Below are 17,651 nucleotides of genomic sequence, written 5' to 3'. Positions count from 1 at the left end.
TCGAACGGAGCGACGGTGGAGACCTAACGCTCTTCGCCGTTCTCTTCTGTCGCGCAAAAGCGCGCCCTCGAAAACTGGTCAAATGGTTTCCGGCTCCTCCCGCCGGATTGAGGCCCACGGGTAGTTGGCGTCTCAATACTTGGGCTCGGCAGCAATGCCGAGCCCATTTTTAATGGCCGACTTACCTATCGCATGGAGCTGTCGGCGCGATATTGTCATCAAGGGCGAGGCTGTAGCGCCCACGCCATTCAAGCTGATGCATTCGCGTTACGTGCCAAGTTCAGAGGTGGGAGCCCGACGTCGAGGGGCCAGTTCGAGGGCATGCGTCTGGAAGCGTCTCCGGTCAAGATGGAGGGCGGGGCCAAGAAGTGTCCAAGATAGTCGCGGCTGGATAGGCGTCCACGGCGGGGCAGCATCTCGACGATAGTCATGATGAGCTAGCGAAACTGGTTCTCCCGCTCTCGCATGACGAGGTTGCGATTATTCGAGCGTCCCAAAGCTTCGGTGGGACAAGGGAGGCAACGAAGCGGTGACATGCCACATAGTTTCACAGCGATGCCACCGCTTCGTATTGGTAATCACTCCCTCGACAATATCACGACGCTACAACTGACTTCGAGCGCGCACGGCGGGCCTGCAAACGCAGGAAAACCGACGCGACGAGCAACGCCAGGCCAGCGCTGAAGATGGGGTCATTGGGATGAGCCATGAACCTCTTGGTGAACATGTAGACGAATACTGCCCAGATGGCATAACCGCCGATCGTGTGAAGCGTCTTCCAGCGAGCAGGGCCAAGCCATGCCCTCGGCTTCGCAAATGAAGTGGCGGCCATTGCCAAGACGAATGCGTAACCGATAACGCCGAGAATCTCACTGAGGAGGCGAGAGTGCTTATCGTAGACGTCTGGCCAGACTACCGCATAGATGATGAGTGCTATGATATGAACCGTGTGCGCAACCGCGAAAGACAACCCGATATATCGGCGATTGTTTAGCAGCCAGCGAGACCCGGGCGTGGGCCAAAATTCGTAGATGGACGATGCGCAGAAAGCTAACCAGAACAGCACTAACGAGTAGCGCACCGACATAATAACGACCGTTCGCATCCCCTCTACGTCGGGATACTGGAATGCGATGGCAAACGCACCAACGATCGGCAGAGTTGCGAGTATGGTGAACAATCGCCATTTTGAAAGTCCGGTGCTCGCAGGTCGTTCGGCAGACGTATGAAGTGACATTTAGACGTTCCTCTCTTGGTTTAATCGTGTTGGGTGACGTTAGGCTTGTTCAGCGACTGTCCGTATTGATCTCCTTCGCTTAGCTGGTCCAGATTGGCCTGTGTTGATCATGCGGGGCTCAAAACGAGTTCGCATAAAAGAACTCGTTGCGCAGGGGCGATTCCGGTGAAGAACCGAAGGGCTGGATGAGCCGTTAGTCGACGCACTGACAGACGTTGTCGATGTACCCCATCCGACCGAGAGCATAGGTCGCCGCGCCCCAAACTTGTTCTAATCGCAAATACGCGAATGTAGATCGGTCGAGTCCGCGGTCGATTCCGGATTGCCGCAAACAGCGTTTGCATTTTCAGACAGCAACAGGGGTGCGGTGAAATGCGAATGGCTGTTGCGATGTGGCAGCGGACATAGATTCCGTTGCTCAGTCACGACGTCCGCACGGAGCGAGAGCAGATGGGAGTCATGTCATCCAGTTATCGCAGAAATAACCAAGGTGAGGGGTATCTCTGCTGCGCGAAGCGCACCCATACTACCGGTGCTTTTCGATTAGGATCCCAACTCGCTCCGGGCGCGTCACTCGTTGCGGTACCAGCTGCGCCACGTGTCGGCGAGAGCGATGTCGGCAGCCTCAATACCGGGGAGAGATGCTTGACTAGCGAAACTGTAGATCGATCGGACCTTCTGCATCCGGACGAAATGGGCCTAAATTCAAGTTGGTGGATAAGCGCGCTCGCGCTCGTCGCGGGTGTGTTTTTGCCGATGTTCTACTTCTGCATCGTTAACACTACGCTGCCGGCAATAGGACTTGATACGGGGGCAACCACCATAGCGCAGCTGATCATATCGGGCTTAGCCGCCGTGTATGCAATCGCGACCATGGTCGGTGGCAGTAGGGCAGCCCATTGGCAATGCCGTCCGTGGCTCTTCTGGCTCGGTGTAGTTGCCTCTACGCTCGCTTCAATAAGCGGTGGCGTGACATGGTCGCCCAAATTTCTGACCGGTGGATGCGTTTTGCAGGGAATAGCTGCGATCATAATGGCGCCGCGTGTTCTTGCTTCGATACGTGCTCTTCTTCACTCGCCTGACGAGAGTCGGGTCCTCGCCATATACGCCGCCGCGTTCGGCCTGGCGGCCATCAGTGGTGAGTTGGTCGGGGGAATGTTTGCGCTCGATCGCCCGTATGAAACGGCGTGGCAGGCGGTCTTCCTCGTTAACGTTTTGGTTGGCTTGATGGTCTTTCTGAGTGAGTTGTCGCTTCTTAGCCAGGTGCGAGACCGCTCGGCAGCAGTACCGAATGCTAGCGGTGCGGTTCTGATCAGCTGCTTTTATCTGCTTTTCGGGTTCTATTTTCATGCCGGACTGGATCAATTTCGTCTCGTGGCGGTGGTTACAACGCTGCCGTTCGCAGTCGCTTTTGTAACGGGTTGCCTGGTGGCGGGCCTTGTGGTGCGACCCCGAGAAGGGACCAGGTTGCCGGGCAGATTTATCCTGCAGTCTTTCGCATTCGGCGCCGTCATACTTTCTCTGAGCGCATTCCTCCCAGAGCGATTTGGCTTCGGCTCGATCTGCGGGTAAAGGCGAGTTTTGGGTGATTAGCGGTGAACAGCGAGCGCTTAATCGTCGGCGCTCTAACTGAAGCCGCAACACGTGTCAGTCGGATCGCGTTCGCCTCAGCATTCGCTAAAACATCACTTCGATTGCGCGTTTTCGGTCGCCGCCGTCGCAATTTTGCTCACGGATTTACAAACAAACGGAACAGCCGTGCTTGACATTTCTCAATTGGAGAGCCCAGTGTTGGGATAGCCAATCTGGGTGAATACACTGTTCGCTAGGTCGGCCTTTCCATACAAACCATCTTAGGAGGGATCTGAATGACAATCGTGAGAGTTAGCGCTGAACCTGCGAAAGCTGGGCGCACCAAGCCAAACTCGCTTGCTCGCCTCGCCGTGGTGGCAGGTTCGGCAATGTCTCTGCTTACGAGCTTCATGATTAGCTCGGCTACGGCGCAAAGCATCCCAAAGGAGGCTGTCCTGACGCTTCCGGATAAACTGGTCTGGAAGACAAATCCGCGTACGGTGGGCACTGAGATCGCCGATATCATCGGCGATTCCACGAAAGCTGGACCGTTCATCCAGAGGGTGAAGTTTCCAGCGAACTACAAGATGGCGGCGCATACTCATCCTGAGGATCGGACCTACACCGTCATTTCTGGCATGTGGTACGTTGGCTATGGAGACCATTTCGATGAATCGAAGCTGGTCGCATTGCCGCCTGGAAGCTTTTACGTCGAACCAGCGAATGTACCGCACTTCGCTATGACAAAGGGCGACGACGTAGTGTACCAGCTGACCGGTACCGGCCCCTCTGCAACGATCTACGTCGAGCCGCCGTTCCGTAAGTAGTTTGACTAAGCGAGCGGGCGCTCTTGTCATGAGGTGTCCGCTCGCACTGTGTCGTGCTTGGCGGCCAGTGAATATTGAGTCGTGAATGCGCCCGCCGGATCATCTTGCTGGTCTTCGCAAAGATCGAGATTGAGCGCGTGTCCCGATTGGCCCGGTTTCGATCCGCCGCAGTCCCTGATCTTTCGAAAGAAGTGGTGGTGCGCTCATGAGGCGCCGTTGATTTGTCAGGCGGCGGCCTCTTGACACCGCCATGTGGGCGCGCCAAAATTGGACAGTCCAATTTGAAGGTGGATCACGATGACTGGGCACGTGCTTAAAGGGGCTGTCGTCCCATATAAAGAATACACCGAGATGGCAAAGAAGCCGCTCCTGACGCCAGCGATGTGGAAATACAGGGAGCTCGTCGACGCTGTACGGGCAAGCGACCGCGACTGGAAGCGTCGCATCTTGGCCCTGTCGCACCCCGACCTCGTCCAGGATGTAAGCGTCGCGCAGGACTTGGCGATCATCGTGCAGCTGATGAAGCCCGGCGAACGGAGCCAGCTCCATCGCCATTCTCCGTGGGCGATACATTTCGCGTTGCAGGGTAAGGGTTACACCAACATTGATGGTGTGCGCTACGATTGGGAGTTTGGCGATGTGGTTCTGACTCCGGCGTGGACCTATCATGAGCATGTCAACGAGTCTGAAACCGAAGACGCCATCCTCTATTCGATGCAGAACCTGCCGCTGCTAGCGCGCGCGAATAGTCTATTCAGAGAGGAGCCGGCGGGCGAGCCGCCCCGGCATGTTCTCCGAAAGCGCGACGGCGAGTTCAAGCCAGATGCTCCATCGCAGAGCGGCGTTACATCATCATGGAGATAACTCGGCAGGGGAGAAGAAAGATGAAAGTCGTTCTGTTGGTCGCTGCTCTTGTTTGCAGCACAACTGTTGTGGGTGCCCAGCAAGTCGTAACCGTCGGGGTACTCACCGACATGTCGAGTCTCTACAAGGACAACAGCGGCGCAGGATCGGTAGAAGCGGCCCGCATGGCTGTTGAAGACTTCGATCCCGAGAGTCATCAGATGCAAGTGCGGGTCGTTTCCGCTGACCACCAGAACAAGGCCGATATTGGTGCAGCAATTGCGCGCAAATGGTTTGATGTCGACAATGTCGACATGATTGTAGACGTGCCGAATTCTTCAATCGCGTTCGCTGTGTCTGAGGTAGCGCGCACCAAGAATCGAGCGCTGTTTGTGTCGAACGCCGGATCATCCGAGCTCACGGGGGTAGCATGCTCACCGAACACAGTCCATTTCACCTATGATACGTGGGCGCTTTCGAAGATCGCTGCGCGCGCGCTGGTCAATGAAGGCAAAAAGAACTGGTTCTTCATTACTGCCGATTACTCGTTCGGCCACGCATTGGAGCGTGACGCGTCCGCTGTGGTCGCTGAGTCGGGCGGAAAGGTCGTTGGTGCTGTAAGAGCCCCCATCAACAGCTCAGATTTCTCGTCATTTGTTGTACAGGCGCAGGCCGCAAACGCGGACGTTGTTGCATTCGCAAATTCAGGCGCAGATCTCGTAAACAGTATGAAGCAGGCGGCCGAGTTTGGTCTCGGGTCACGCAAAGAGAAGCTGGCTGGGCTGCTGGTGTTCATTACCGACGTCAAGTCGCTGAGTTTGAACGCGGCAGGGGGACTTAGCTACGCAGACGCGTTCTATTGGGACTTTGACGAAGATACACGCAATTGGAGCAAGCGATTTGCTGCAAGGACGAACGGTGCGGTGCCCACCATGGGCCATGCGGGCGTCTACTCGTCAGTTCTCGCATTCCTCCGGAGCGCGGGGGACTTGAAGCAGGCGAGGGACGGCGCGGCCGTTATCCGGAATCTGAGAGATAAATCGTGGAAGGATCCATTGTTTGGCGAGACACAAGTCCGTGCTGACGGGCGCGCGCTCCATCGGATGCTGTTCGTGGAGACCAAAGTGCCCGCAGAGTCTAAGGGGCCGAACGATCTTCTCAAAGTCAAGCAGGTCATTTCAGCAGCGGACGCGTTTCGTCCCATGTCTGACGGCAAATGCTTGTTGGCAAACTAAACCAAAAATCGTGAGTGATAAAATGAAAGAAAACGTTAGGGTGGCGGTTGCTCAAGTCCATGTCGAGCCTTGGGCAGAAGACCGGAATCTCATCAAAGTTCTTCAGTACATGAGGATGGCTGCCAAGCAAGGCGCAGATGTTGTTGTGTTCTCCGAAGCGATTAGCAACGGATACGTGTTCAAAGACACTGAGGAAGCGTTGCGGGCGGCGACCACAACTGATGGGGAGTTTGTCACAGCTGTCCGGTCGCTTGCATCCGAGCTGAAGATCTGGACGTCGTTTGGCATTCTTGAGAGGACCAAAGCGAAAGATGGAATTCACAACACTGCGCTGCTCGTGTCGGACAGCGGGAAACTCGAGGGCGTTTATCGGAAGACATTCTTCATTCGATCAGACAAGATCTGGATGAAGCATGGAGAGATTAAGTTCGAACCGACGACGACACCGCTCGGCTCGATCGGTATGGTCATTTGTGCCGACATGAGAATCCCGGAGCCTGCACGTTGCACGGCTCTCGGCGGTGCCCAGATGCTCTTCAACGTCTCGAATTGGGGTGGGCCAGATCAGTATGAAATTCACGCACCGGCTCGTGCGATCGAGAATCATTGTTGGATCATTTCGGCCGACAAGGTGGGATCCGAGCCTGGCATCAGATATCCAGGCCACAGCCAAGTACTGACACCTGACGGTGCTGTCGCCGCTGAGGCCAGCGAGTTCGATGAAGAATTGCTCGTGGTGGATGTGAAACCATCGTTGGCGGACCGGCGGGGCAAGGAACACCGGTTCGCGAGGCGGCGCCCCGAATTGTATCAAAAGCTTGTCGGATTAGCTCCGGCCAAGTCGCGCACAAATTCACAGCTAACCAGCGTGTCAGGGGTGTATGCGGCCGCCGCCCAAGTGGTATCTGGCAACATCGAACAAGCCGTGGTCGAGTGCGAAAAGATCTTCCTGTTGGACGAGGCGGACCTTATTGTTCTCCCTGAGCTGTTTCCGGTTCAGGGGGGCGTCTCGAACGAGAATGTTCGCGAGCGCATTGGCCTAACCGAGACGGCAGTGGACCTCCTTGCCAAATTCTCCAGAAGGACAGGTACGGTTGTTGTTGTCGGATTGCCGCGACTGTCGGCGGATGGAGGGCTCTACAATTCGGCTTGCGTCATTGACGGTGGTGAGATCGTAGGCTGGTACGATAAGTCGCATCTTGAGAGCAGCGAAGTGGGTCTTTTCAGTGCCGGGCGCGATCTGGGGCTCTTCAATACGCGGATTGGGTTGCTAGGCGTTATGCTCGGTGAGGAAGGACTAATCACAGAGGTTCCGCGACTTCTCGCCTTCGACGGTGCCCAAGTTATCGCCTGGCCGACCCGGTGGAAATCGACGCGGCACAGCGACGTCCTTCCGTTGGAGAGAGCTCTCGAGAATCAGGTCTATGTCGTCGCCGCAACACCAGCTGAGCGGGGAGTGGGGCACTCGCAAGTTGTCTCGCCAAGGCCGTACCCGATTCCAGCGCAAAGGGCGACAATCGGACCAGGAAGAGTTGGCTGCGCCGGCCACATGATCGTCCCGGCGACCTCGACAATGAAGCTTGTTTCGAGGAACACCGACATCTTCGCGCATCGGCAACCTCAGGGTTATTCAATACTCACCACGCAGACCGGGGAGGGTGCGCAGTGACTTCGACAAACGACGGTGTTCGCCTGGTCAAGCAATCGGACGTGGAGACCTATGTCAGTTATTGCCGATTGACAAAGGTTTTAATCGACAAGGAAGCGGGCGTGGATGGAGCATCGGTCTGCTGGGTGACGATCCCACCCGGTCGCGGCTACGAGGAACATCAAAAAGAACGTGAGACAGAGATCATCTTCGTCATCAAGGGTACGCTGCAGATAACAAGTGGTGGCAAGAAAACCGTGATCGGCGCTGGCGATGCGGCGGCAATTCTACCGCGGACGCTGCACTCTCACCAAAACATAGGCGCCGAATGGGTTGAGTATCTAGTCATACACACCCCCGGCGGACCGGAGCAGACCTTCAAGGGTCGGCAAACCTTGGAAGGGACGAAACACGGTTACGCGGCGTCAGCCGAGGACCGGAGCCCTTCGTAGCCCGTAACCCCGACAATGCGCGGAGGCACCGTCGCAAGCTGTGCCTCCGGCCTGACGCTGAAGGCCAACTGACACGTCCGGCGGGCAGGCAGCAGCGACCCATCACCGATACGGACAGGGAGGGGACTTGCGGATGCATTTTGCATCAGGCGCTCGCGCACGCTATTCTGCGATCCGCGACATCTATGGATGCCAGCCGAACAGCAGGGACGCGATGATCGATCCCTAACCGATGGACTTTCGCAGCGTATCAAAGTGGTGCTGCATGGCCCGCTTTGCGCCTCGCGCGTCCTTTGCCTTAATCGCCTTCGCGATCGGCAAGTGATCCGATTGCAGCGTATCCCACGTTTCCAGCGGTAGCAGGTATTTAAAGTCGATGCGCCGAAACTCGTCGACCAAGTTGCGCACAACACCCTCCAGAAAGACGTTTCCGGATGCTCGGGCGACGGCGATGTGAAACTCTATGTTCGCATCGGAAGCGCGATAATCCTCTGGCTCCACCACCTTGAGATTTTCCAATGGGCGAAAGATATCCCGGACCTGCTCCTTGGTTGCATGTTTTGCCGCAAGTTCGGCTGCCTTGCACTCCACAATTTCACGCGTCTCCCATAGCTTGAGCAGGTTGTCGCGACTGTTATCAAGACGGATGCTGCGCAGCGCGTCGCTCGTCGGGATCTCATTCCGCAGCAGATAGCGGCCGCCGCCTTGGCGGCTGGCAATGACGCCACTCGCCTCCAGGACGCGGAACGCTTCTCGGACGACCGGTCGGCTCACGCCCAACTCGGCCTCCAAGACCCGCTCGGTTGGGAGCTGCGCACCGGCGCGAAGGCCCTGTGCGGATGACCACTTGCCAAGCGAATCGATCACTGTCTCGTAGAGGCGAGCCGGCCTAATGCGTTCTAGGCGAGCACCTTTAGAATCTTCCACGCTTACCTCCAAATTGGGCTTCCCAATTTTGGAAAGACCTTATATAGATTCGGCTGTCGACGTCATTATAACGTCAATACGGAGTATCGCATGCGCCTTCATGCCACCATCACATCGCCCTTCGTCCGGAAAGTGCTTGTCACCGCGCATGAGGTCGGGCTGTACGAGCGTTTTCAGTTCATAGCGACCAACCCGCATGCGGATGAATACTTGCGAGCTGACAATCCCCTTTGCAAGATCCCAACCCTTTTGCAGGATGGCGAACTCCCCTTGTTCGATTCCCGCGTCGTCTGCGAATACCTTGATAGCCTGCATGATGGACCAAAGCTATTTCCAGCGGGAGGCTTGGCTCGCTGGAACGCATTGAGGCTGCAGGCGCTTGGAGACGGGATTCTTGATGCCAATATTTCGCGAAGGAATGAGGCCATCCGGCCGCCGGGCGAACAGTCGCCCGCTTGGATCGAGCGTCAGAAGCTCGCTGTGTCGTCAGCTATTGCATGGCTGAATCGCAACATCTCTCTGCTGGATGGGCCGGTCACCATAGGCAGCGTGGCAATCGGATGCGCGCTGGGGTACTTCGAAGTGCGATTTCCAAACGACGACTGGCGGCAAGGAAACGAGCACGTCGCGGACTGGTACGCGGCCTTCAGCGCGCGTCCCTCGATGCAGAATACCAGCTATCGTAATCTAAAGCGCACCTTGCCGAAAGAGCTGCAGAAAGAGGGCGGCCACCAGTAATCAGTGCGCGTGGGGCTGCGAACGGCTCTGCCTGACAACAGGGCGGCATACCGACTTTTGTAGTTGACAACTCACGGCGGAGACGTCGGTGGCTCTGGTCCGCGGCGCAGCCTGCCAAGGGCGGCTCCCGCAATTGGTGCTTGTTAGGCAGATGCACGATACCATCCTCGAGACGCGCGGTCTCACGATAGAATTCAGCGGCTATGTTGCCGTCAATGGCGTTGATCTGCGAATCCGGCAAGGAACCATCCATGCGCTCATCGGACCCAATGGTGCTGGGAAGACGACATGTTTCAATCTTCTGACCAAGTTCCTCAAGCCGACGTGCGGCCAGATTCTGTTTGCGAACCGCGACATCACGGCGATGACGCCGGCTGACGTCGCGCGCCTGGGGCTGGTTCGATCCTTTCAGATTTCGGCGACGTTTCCTCATATGACGGCGCTCGAGAATGTCCGCATAGCCTTGCAGCGGCGACGCGGAAGGTCGTTTGATTTCTGGCGATCGAGGACAACGCTGCGGGAATTCGATGCCCGGGCGCGCGAACTGCTGGCTCAGGTGAGCCTTGAAGAATTCACCGACGTTCTGGCAGTGCAGTTGCCATACGGCCGTAAACGGGCCCTGGAGATTGCGACGACGTTGGCGCTCGATCCCAAGCTCATGCTGCTGGATGAGCCGATGGCCGGGATGGGTCACGAGGACATCGATAAAATGACGGCGCTGATCAAGCAGTGTTCGCGCGATCGAACCATTCTAATGGTCGAACACAACCTGAATGTGGTCGCGAATATTTCCGACGTCATCACGGTTCTGGCGCGGGGCAGTATTCTGGCCGAGGGCCCTTACAGCGCGCTGACCAAGGATCAGCGCGTTATGGAGGCTTATTTGGGGCTGGGTCATGATTGAAGCCTCTCGCGCGAGCGCCCTGAGCGTTGTCAATCTGCAGGCATGGTACGGGGAGTCGCATATACTTCACGGGATGAATCTGCGCGTCTATCCTGGTGAAGTCGTGACATTGCTCGGCCGCAACGGCGCTGGGAAAACGAGCACGTTGAGATCGGTGATGGGCATTATCGGAAAGCGGGCTGGCTCCGTTCTTGTCGAAGGCGACGAAACCATCCGACTATCGTCCGACAAGATCGCGCGCCTTGGCGTTGCCCTGTGTCCAGAGGAACGCGGCATATTTGCAAGCCTGGATGTAAAAGAAAACTTGATGCTGCCGCCGGTCATCCGGAGTGGCGGCATGCGTCTCGATCGCATCTTCGAGCTCTTTCCGAACCTCAAAGAGCGGTTGACCAGTCAGGGCACCAAGCTTTCCGGCGGCGAGCAACAGATGCTGGCAATTGCGCGTGTTCTTCGTACTGGGGCACGTTTTTTGATGCTCGACGAACCGACGGAAGGTCTTGCACCCGTGATCGTGCAGCAGATTGGCCGCATGATCGCTCAGCTTAAGGCGGACGGCTTCACGATTCTTCTTGTCGAGCAGAACTTCCGTTTCGCATCCACAGTCGCGGATCGCTTCTATGTTGTAGAGCACGGCAAGGTCGTCGACGCGTTTCGTAGTGAAGAGCTTCCGTCCAACGAGGAAAAGCTGCGCGCCTATCTTGGCGTCTAGGTCGCGGCTGCCCGTTGAGGCCCATTACTTGAGATTGATAGATCGGATGCATTGACGTGTTGCAGAAAATTTGCGCGCAGTTGCTGGTCGGCCTCATCAACGGCTCGTTTTACGCGCTCTTGAGTCTAGGGCTCGCCGTGATCTTCGGCATGCTGAACATTATAAACTTCGCTCACGGAGCGCTCTATATGGTGGGCGCATTTGTAGCCTACTTTCTGCTTCAATACGCCGACCTGAACTATTGGTGGGCGCTGATCTTGGCGCCGCTGATTGTGGGCGCATTCGGCATCTTGCTTGAGCGTACCATGCTGCAAAGGCTTGCTGGCCTCGACCATCTCTACGGACTTTTGCTCACCTTTGGCCTAGCAATCATCATTCAGGGTCTTATCCAGAATTATTTTGGATCCTCAGGCCTTCCTTACGCGATCCCGGACCAGCTCAAGGGCGGTATTGATTTTGCTCACCTTTGGCCTAGCAATCATCATTCAGGGTCTTATCCAGAATTATTTTGGATCCTCAGGCCTTCCTTACGCGATCCCGGACCAGCTCAAGGGCGGTATTGATCTGGGTTTTATGTACCTACCGATTTATCGGGGGTGGGTGGTGGTCGTCTCCCTGATCGTCTGCATGCTTACCTGGGTGATGATTGAGAAGACCAGGCTTGGTGCGTATCTCCGGGCAGCGACCGAGGATCCCATACTTGTCCGGGCGTTCGGCATCAACGTGCCGCGAATGATCACGCTGACCTACGGTCTGGGGGTTGGCCTAGCGGCTTTCGCGGGCGTGCTTTCCGCGCCGATCAATCAGGTGCGGCCACTAATGGGCGCCGACCTGATTGTTGTGGTCTTCGCGGTGGTCGTGATCGGCGGGATGGGATCGATTCTCGGCTCGATTGTAACTGGCTTCGCGCTCGGCGTGTTCGAAGGGTTAATTAAATTTCTTTATCCCGAGGCCTCCAACACCGTCGTGTTCATCCTGATGGTGATCGTGTTGTTGGTTAAGTCCAACGGGCTCACAGGACGGAATGCGTAGATGAAAGCGACATTTGGCGTGGCCGCCGGAAGCACCTTGGGACGCTATGAGATGGCGGCCTTTGGTCTGCTCACGATTGTGCTGCTCGTGGTGCCGGTCGCCGGAATTTATCCGTTTTTTGCGATGCAGGCGCTGTGCGGCGCGCTATTCGCATGCGCTTTCAATCTGCTCATCGGGTTTGGCGGTTTGCTTTCGTTTGGCCACGCGATGTTCTTCGGCACGGCGGGATATGTCACGGCCCACGTCGTCAAGAGTTGGGGACTAAGTCCCGAACTCGGCGTGGTAACGGGTGTGGCCGCGTCATCTATTGTTGGAATTGTTGCCGGCTTCGTCGCGATCCGCCGCCAAGGCATCTATTTCGCGATGATTACGCTCGCGCTCTCGCAGCTTCTCTACTTCGGGTATCTCCAGGCGCCGTTCACTCACGGCGAAGATGGGATACAGGGCGTGCCGCAAGGTATGCTATTTGGCTTATTCGACCTCAGCCAGCCGACAACACTCTACTATGTCGTGCTAACCGTCTTTTTAATCGGCTTCCTGGTAATCTATCGAACCATCAACTCGCCTTTTGGCGAAGTTCTAAAGGCAATCCGTGAAAACGAACTCCGCGCGATTTCGTTGGGATATAACTCCGACCACTATAAGCTATTAGCCTTCGTGCTCTCGGCGGGCCTGGCCGGCCTCGCCGGAGCCCTGAAGGTCATTGTATCTCAAACTGCGTCGTTAGCCGATGCACACTGGACCATGTCAGGTGAAGTTGTTCTGGTTACGCTTGTCGGCGGTCTCGGTACGATATTTGGACCGGTAATTGGAGCATTCGCAATCACTGCGATGCAGCAGTATTTCGCGAGTGTCGGTCAATGGGTCACCGTGATTCAAGGGGGCGTCTTCGTAATCTGCGTGCTTGCGTTCCGCCGAGGCATCGTCGGAGAAATCGTCATGATAGCAGTGAGGCGCAAAGATCCGCGGCGTTCTTGAAGAGTGCTGTGTACAGTCATAGCGCACCGGTTCCGGCAGGCGGGCCTAGATGCGCGCTTGCACTGTCGGACCCATCGCAATAGAGCGTCGCCGGCTTTGGAATGCCATGCACGAACCAGCGCTGCGAGGGTGACGCCCAACCGATGTCCCGACGGCGATACCTGTTCTCCAGCTCGCGCTGCTTCTGCTGTTTCTTGTGAGCGGCGATCCAGGCTTGTACGCGTGGGTGAAGGTTATCGTTGCTCTCAGGCACCGCGACATCACGAATGCGGTCGGCCACTGTTGCGGCGGCTTGTTCCGCTGCAGGGGACGGCGCGGGCTTTGGCGGCGTAGGACGTCCTACCCGTGGTCAAGGGGGATCTGTCCTTACTAGACGAGAGTAGCGCCGTGCTCGACGCATCCAGGACGCTTCGCGCCGGCTACGCCGGTGCCGATGGCATTCTTGAGAGCGTTTGCGCGCGGCGCTCTGCCGGCCGGCAGGTCAGGACGAAGGAATGGTCGCTTCGGCCCAACAAAGGAATGGGGTTCACCCTGTTGGGGTGATCTGCACGTTCTTGTAAGCCGGATCGTACGGGGGCTGCCGGTTGAGCGCCGTCCATAGGGCGTAGAGCAGCCGATCGCCTACGCTGCGCGAGGCGCGGGCATGGCCGTGCCCTCTCTGCCGCGCAAGGTCAGCCCGAGCCGGAACGCGAGGATGTTGAGTAAGCGCTGTTTCGGCCCCACCTTCCATTGAAGGCGTCGAGCGAAGAATGATCGATCTCTGATTGGAGATCGGCTTGTGTCTAAGCTTGACCATATGCTTGAGCCTAGGACCTCGGTTCGTCGGGTCGAGGTCATCACGGAGATCGGCCGACGCCGGCAGTTCTCGGCCGACGACAAGGCGCGGTTCGTCGAGGAGACGCTTGCCCCGGGTGCCGTGGTATCGGAGGTCGCGCGGCGGCACGGATTGTCGCCGCAACAGCTGTTTACGTGGCGCCGGCAAATGCGACAACCGGTTGCGATCCCTGTGGCTCCCGAGCCGCAGACGTTCGTGCCCGCTGTCGTTACCCCATCGTCCACGCCGCCGGAGCGCTCACCGCGGCAGCGCCGACGCCTCCGGAAGGCGCCCGAGGGCGGCGAGAACAGCGGCATCATCGAGCTCGAGATCAACGTCGTCGCGGTTCGGGTCGCCGGAGGCGCGGATGCCGCGACGGTTGCGGCCGTGATCCATGCGCTGAAGACCTGCACGTGATCGGTCCGACGGGCACGGTGCGGGTGATGGTGGCGACCAGGCCGGTCGACTTCCGCAAGGGTGCCGAAGGGCTCGCGGCCCTGGTGCGTGAGAGCATCCAGGCCGATCCGTTCTCCGGCGCCGTGTATGTGTTCCGCGCCAAGCGCGCCGACCGGGTGAAGCTGATCTATTGGGACGGCACGGGTGTGTGCCTGTTCGCCAAGCGGCTTGAGACCGGTTCGTTCTGCTGGCCCAACGTGCAGGATGGGGTCATTCGCCTGACTGCGGCGCAGCTGTCGGCCTTGCTCGAAGGATTGGACTGGAAGCGCGTCCACGCTGCGCGCGAGACACCGTCGCCGATCCAGGCGAATTGAACTGCGGCACAGTGAATCAGTATGCATGTCGCGCTCGCGGGGGGCCGTGACGCATGGTGTAATCGCATCATGGCGACGACGGCCGACACGCTTCCGGACGATCCCGGCACGCTCAAGGCGATGCTGCTGGCCGAACGGGCGCGCGCCGCGCGGCTCGAGCAGATCATCAAGGAGTTGCAGCGTCATCGCTTCGGCCGCCGGGCCGAGACGCTGCCGGAGGACCAGTTGCTACTCGGCCTGGAGGATGTCGAGCAGGTCGAGGCGAGTGGTGATGCCGCGACCGATGCAGCCAATGCGGCCGAGCGATCAAGCCGAGCCGCACGGCGCCGCAGGAACAGAGGAGCGCTGCCGGCGCATCTGCCGCGGGTCGAGATGCTGATCGACCTCGACGGTCACGCCTGCCCGTGCTGTCAGCAGGCGCTGCACCGGATCGGCGAGGATGTGAGCGAACGACTGGATATCGTCCCGGCCCAGCTCCGGGTCCTAGTCGTAAGGCGGCCCAAGTATGCCTGCCGGGCCTGCGAGACCATGGTGCAGGCACCGGCGCCAGCGCGGCTGATCGAGGGCGGGCTACCGACCGAGGCCACCGTGGCGCAGGTGCTCGTCGCCAAATATGCCGACCATCTGCCGCTGTATCGGCAGGCTCAGATTTACGCCCGCCAGGGCCTCGACCTGGATCGCTCGACCCTGGCCGATTGGGTCGGGCGGGCAGCCTTCCTGTTGCGGCCGGTGCATGAGCGGCTGCTCGCGAGGCTGAAGCAGTCGCCAAAACTGTTTGCCGACGAGACCACCGCCCCGGTGCTCGATCCCGGACGCGGCCGCACCAAGACCGGCCAGCTCTGGGCCTATGCCCGCGACGACCGGCCCTGGGGCGGCACGGACCCGCCCGCCGTCGCCTATGTCTACGCTCCCGATCGCAAGGCCGAACGGCCGATCGCCCACCTCGCGGGTTTTGCCGGCATCCTCCAGGTCGACGGTTATGCTGGCTATCGGGTCCTGGCCGAGCGCGGTGACGTTGAACTGGCGTTCTGCTGGTCCCATGTGCGCCGGCGCTTCTACGAACTCGCCGCGGCCGGTCCCGCACCGATCGCCAGCGAGGCGCTCGAACGTATCGCCGGGCTCTACGTCATCGAAGCCGAGCGAGCGTCGCGCCGTCCGCCAAGAGAAGAGCCGGCCGATCGTCCACGAGTTCGAACCCTGGCTGCGCGCCAAGCTTGATCTGATCAGCCAGAAGACCAAACTCGCGGAGGCCATTCGATATGCACTGTCGCGTTGGGACGGGCTGACGCGCTTCATTGCCGACGGCCGCATCGAGATCGATTCCAACGTCGTCGAGCGCGCTATCCGCCCAATCGCGCTCAACCGCAAGAACGCTCTGTTCGCTGGCTCGGACGGCGGCGGCGAACACTGGGCCGTCATCGCCTCACTGATCGAAACCTGCAAGCTCATCGGCGTCGAACCCCACGCCTATCTCGCCGACGTCATCACCCGCATCGTCAACGACCACCCGAACAGCCAGATCGACGAACTGCTACCCTGGGCCTATCTCACTACCCAAGAACGCTCGCCCGTGGCCTGAGAACATCGCTTACGATGTTGAGGCCGCGGGCCGCGAATATCTGCCGGAAAGAAGAGTTGCCTGATCGCCATTCCACGTCGATTTCGACATACAAGGTCTTCGCTGATAACTGAATTGTTTATCAGTGTGATTCACCGCATGAGTATTTTCGACGACATTCGCCGCGAAGACACTGGCCCCCCATCTCAGGATGAAACGCGGTTCGCCTATCTCAGCCGATCGGGTCGGGCGGAGGCCGCACGGGTTCGCGAGCAAGTAGACGCTTGGTTTTCAGCTTATCCGGAAAGCCATCGCGACGCCCTTGTCGCCCGGTTCAGGTCGGCCATCGACGATCAGCATCGAAGCGCGTTCTTCGAGCTCTTCCTCTATCACATGTTGCTGGCACGGGGCTGCAAATTGCTGGCGATCGAACCCAAGCTTGAGCACACGGACAAATCCCCCTATTTTCTCTTGGAGAATGCGAGGAGGGAGCGTGGTACGGCCGCCAGATGGCCAACCTCAGAATACGCGCATGAGTGGGGTGCTGGCCTTGATGCGGATTGATCCGTGGAATTTTGCAAGCAAGACCGGCCTGCTCATCCCTCATCCTTGGGCGGAAAAGCCGCTCCCCGAACTTGGGTTGGGCACGTCAGAGTTCATATTCGCGGGCAACCAATACCAGCGCAAAGAAGGCAAGCCGATGCATGAGCTGGTCGGGCTTCCCGCCGTTTGGCCGGAAGAGTGACGGCGCGTACATTTGCTCAGTCATCCGATCAGAGTGATGTAGACGATGCGGTGATTCTAGGCAGGGAAATCGGTCGAACTGTCGGTGATGGACGCGGCGCATTCCCGTCCGGAGCGCGCAAGTTTGTTCGCAAGTGGCGCACCCGACACGATTCGAACGTGTGGCCTTCGCCTTCGGAGGGCGACGCTCTATCCAGCTGAGCTACGGGTGCTTACTGCTTACGCAGTGCTTACAATGATTTCGCGTATGAGTGAACCCCAACGCGCAACGCACGCAAGCCTTTACATTACAATACTCTTTCTTCCTCACTTATTGCACCAACCGACTTGACACCTGCCTTCGGAGGGCAACGCCAACGCTACCGATTACGGAACAATGCTTTTCAACCCACAAAACGAGTTTCTGCGAACCCGGCAACTACGGCACAGTTTGCTGCATTACGTTGCCTTGCGAAATCGCGCTATGATTGTTCGTGATGTCGATCCCCGATCGCCGACTTAAACAGATAGATTGGGCCACAACTTGGACGGGCTATTGGCTGGTAGCCAAGACCGTAGGGTTCCCACTGTCAGAATGAAAAACGGCTTAAAAATCAACGGGGATTGACTGACACTCTATCCGCCGTTGCACTGTTCTCCACTGTCTCTGATCGTTCGAATCGA

General features: G+C 58.2%; 17 protein-coding genes, 1 tRNA gene and 2 pseudogenes. 17 read left to right on the top strand and 3 right to left on the bottom strand.

The annotated features are described in order from the left end of the window. Positions 1–595: 595 nt before the first annotated feature. Positions 596–1,237 carry a ferric reductase-like transmembrane domain-containing protein gene (locus tag ACVWY5_RS25160; protein WP_080667285.1) on the bottom strand — a complete coding sequence of 214 codons (642 nt, stop codon included), beginning with the start codon at positions 1,235–1,237 and terminating at the stop codon, positions 596–598. 645 nt (positions 1,238–1,882) lie between these two features. On the opposite strand from ACVWY5_RS25160, the gene ACVWY5_RS25155 reads away from it, so the two are divergent. From ACVWY5_RS25155 to ACVWY5_RS25130, 6 genes are all read left to right on the top strand, one after another. After that, entirely contained in the window at positions 1,883–2,809 is a 927-nt protein-coding gene (locus tag ACVWY5_RS25155; protein ID WP_321176871.1) for an MFS transporter, read from the top strand. Between the two features lie 296 nt (positions 2,810–3,105). Continuing rightward, on the top strand, positions 3,106–3,636 hold the full coding sequence (locus ACVWY5_RS25150; protein WP_321176870.1) for a cupin domain-containing protein: 531 nt from the start codon (positions 3,106–3,108) through the stop codon (positions 3,634–3,636). Between the two features lie 351 nt (positions 3,637–3,987). Beyond that, positions 3,988–4,500 carry a cupin domain-containing protein gene (locus ACVWY5_RS25145; RefSeq protein WP_321176869.1) on the top strand — a complete coding sequence of 171 codons (513 nt, stop codon included), beginning with the start codon at positions 3,988–3,990 and terminating at the stop codon, positions 4,498–4,500. A gap of 20 nt (positions 4,501–4,520) precedes the next feature. Further along, positions 4,521–5,714 (top strand): ABC transporter substrate-binding protein, encoded by a 1,194-nt coding sequence (locus ACVWY5_RS25140; RefSeq protein ID WP_028337449.1) that lies wholly within the window; start codon positions 4,521–4,523, stop codon positions 5,712–5,714. Between the two features lie 10 nt (positions 5,715–5,724). Then, positions 5,725–7,383 carry a carbon-nitrogen hydrolase family protein gene (locus ACVWY5_RS25135; RefSeq protein WP_321176868.1) on the top strand — a complete coding sequence of 553 codons (1,659 nt, stop codon included), beginning with the start codon at positions 5,725–5,727 and terminating at the stop codon, positions 7,381–7,383. Then, positions 7,380–7,814, top strand: a complete 435-nt coding sequence (locus tag ACVWY5_RS25130; RefSeq protein ID WP_028352154.1) for a cupin domain-containing protein — start codon at positions 7,380–7,382, stop codon at positions 7,812–7,814. The genes ACVWY5_RS25135 and ACVWY5_RS25130 overlap by 4 nt, the downstream gene beginning before the upstream one ends. A gap of 225 nt (positions 7,815–8,039) precedes the next feature. Here ACVWY5_RS25130 and ACVWY5_RS25125 read toward each other — a convergent pair whose 3' ends face one another. Then, positions 8,040–8,681, bottom strand: coding sequence for a FadR/GntR family transcriptional regulator (locus tag ACVWY5_RS25125; protein ID WP_038381703.1), 642 nt, complete (start codon positions 8,679–8,681; stop codon positions 8,040–8,042). Positions 8,682–8,831: 150 nt separating this feature from the next. Between ACVWY5_RS25125 and ACVWY5_RS25120 the strand changes: the two genes are divergently transcribed. The 11 genes and pseudogenes from ACVWY5_RS25120 (at position 8,832) to ACVWY5_RS25070 (ending at position 16,989) form a co-directional block, all read left to right on the top strand. Next, the gene (locus ACVWY5_RS25120) at positions 8,832–9,479 is read left to right on the top strand and encodes a glutathione S-transferase (protein ID WP_028337453.1); all 648 of its coding nucleotides are present in this window, start codon (positions 8,832–8,834) and stop codon (positions 9,477–9,479) included. A 151-nt stretch (positions 9,480–9,630) separates the two neighbouring features. Beyond that, the gene (locus tag ACVWY5_RS25115) at positions 9,631–10,383 is read left to right on the top strand and encodes an ABC transporter ATP-binding protein (protein ID WP_028337454.1); all 753 of its coding nucleotides are present in this window, start codon (positions 9,631–9,633) and stop codon (positions 10,381–10,383) included. Further along, positions 10,376–11,092 carry an ABC transporter ATP-binding protein gene (locus tag ACVWY5_RS25110; RefSeq protein ID WP_028337455.1) on the top strand — a complete coding sequence of 239 codons (717 nt, stop codon included), beginning with the start codon at positions 10,376–10,378 and terminating at the stop codon, positions 11,090–11,092. Before ACVWY5_RS25115 ends, ACVWY5_RS25110 begins: the two co-directional genes overlap by 8 nt. Before the next feature lie 59 nt (positions 11,093–11,151). Continuing rightward, positions 11,152–12,124: pseudogene (locus tag ACVWY5_RS25105) on the top strand (branched-chain amino acid ABC transporter permease). Continuing rightward, positions 12,125–13,102 (top strand): branched-chain amino acid ABC transporter permease, encoded by a 978-nt coding sequence (locus ACVWY5_RS25100; RefSeq protein ID WP_051376349.1) that lies wholly within the window; start codon positions 12,125–12,127, stop codon positions 13,100–13,102. A 778-nt stretch (positions 13,103–13,880) separates the two neighbouring features. After that, positions 13,881–14,333 carry an IS66-like element accessory protein TnpA gene (gene tnpA, locus ACVWY5_RS25095; protein WP_028337458.1) on the top strand — a complete coding sequence of 151 codons (453 nt, stop codon included), beginning with the start codon at positions 13,881–13,883 and terminating at the stop codon, positions 14,331–14,333. Next, positions 14,330–14,686, top strand: a complete 357-nt coding sequence (gene tnpB / locus ACVWY5_RS25090; protein ID WP_028337459.1) for an IS66 family insertion sequence element accessory protein TnpB — start codon at positions 14,330–14,332, stop codon at positions 14,684–14,686. The genes tnpA and tnpB overlap by 4 nt, the downstream gene beginning before the upstream one ends. 21 nt (positions 14,687–14,707) lie before the next feature. Beyond that, positions 14,708–16,031, top strand: a pseudogene (gene tnpC / locus ACVWY5_RS25085) (IS66 family transposase); the annotation flags it as partial. Beyond that, positions 16,029–16,265, top strand: a complete 237-nt coding sequence (locus ACVWY5_RS25080) for a transposase domain-containing protein (protein WP_456671779.1) — start codon at positions 16,029–16,031, stop codon at positions 16,263–16,265. The pseudogene tnpC and the gene ACVWY5_RS25080, both read left to right, overlap by 3 nt. Positions 16,266–16,403: 138 nt before the next feature. Further along, positions 16,404–16,808: a hypothetical protein gene (locus ACVWY5_RS25075; protein ID WP_028337460.1), complete on the top strand. Its 405-nt coding sequence runs from the start codon at positions 16,404–16,406 to the stop codon at positions 16,806–16,808. Beyond that, positions 16,777–16,989: a hypothetical protein gene (locus ACVWY5_RS25070; RefSeq protein ID WP_321176867.1), complete on the top strand. Its 213-nt coding sequence runs from the start codon at positions 16,777–16,779 to the stop codon at positions 16,987–16,989. The genes ACVWY5_RS25075 and ACVWY5_RS25070 overlap by 32 nt, the downstream gene beginning before the upstream one ends. 134 nt (positions 16,990–17,123) lie before the next feature. Here ACVWY5_RS25070 and ACVWY5_RS25065 read toward each other — a convergent pair. Beyond that, positions 17,124–17,200: transfer RNA gene (locus ACVWY5_RS25065), tRNA-Arg, on the bottom strand. Positions 17,201–17,651: the final 451 nt, after the last annotated feature.

This window comes from Bradyrhizobium sp. USDA 3256 (assembly GCF_054058275.1).
Note: the sequence above shows the minus strand (reverse complement) of the source record. Positions and strands in the feature narration are given on the sequence as shown.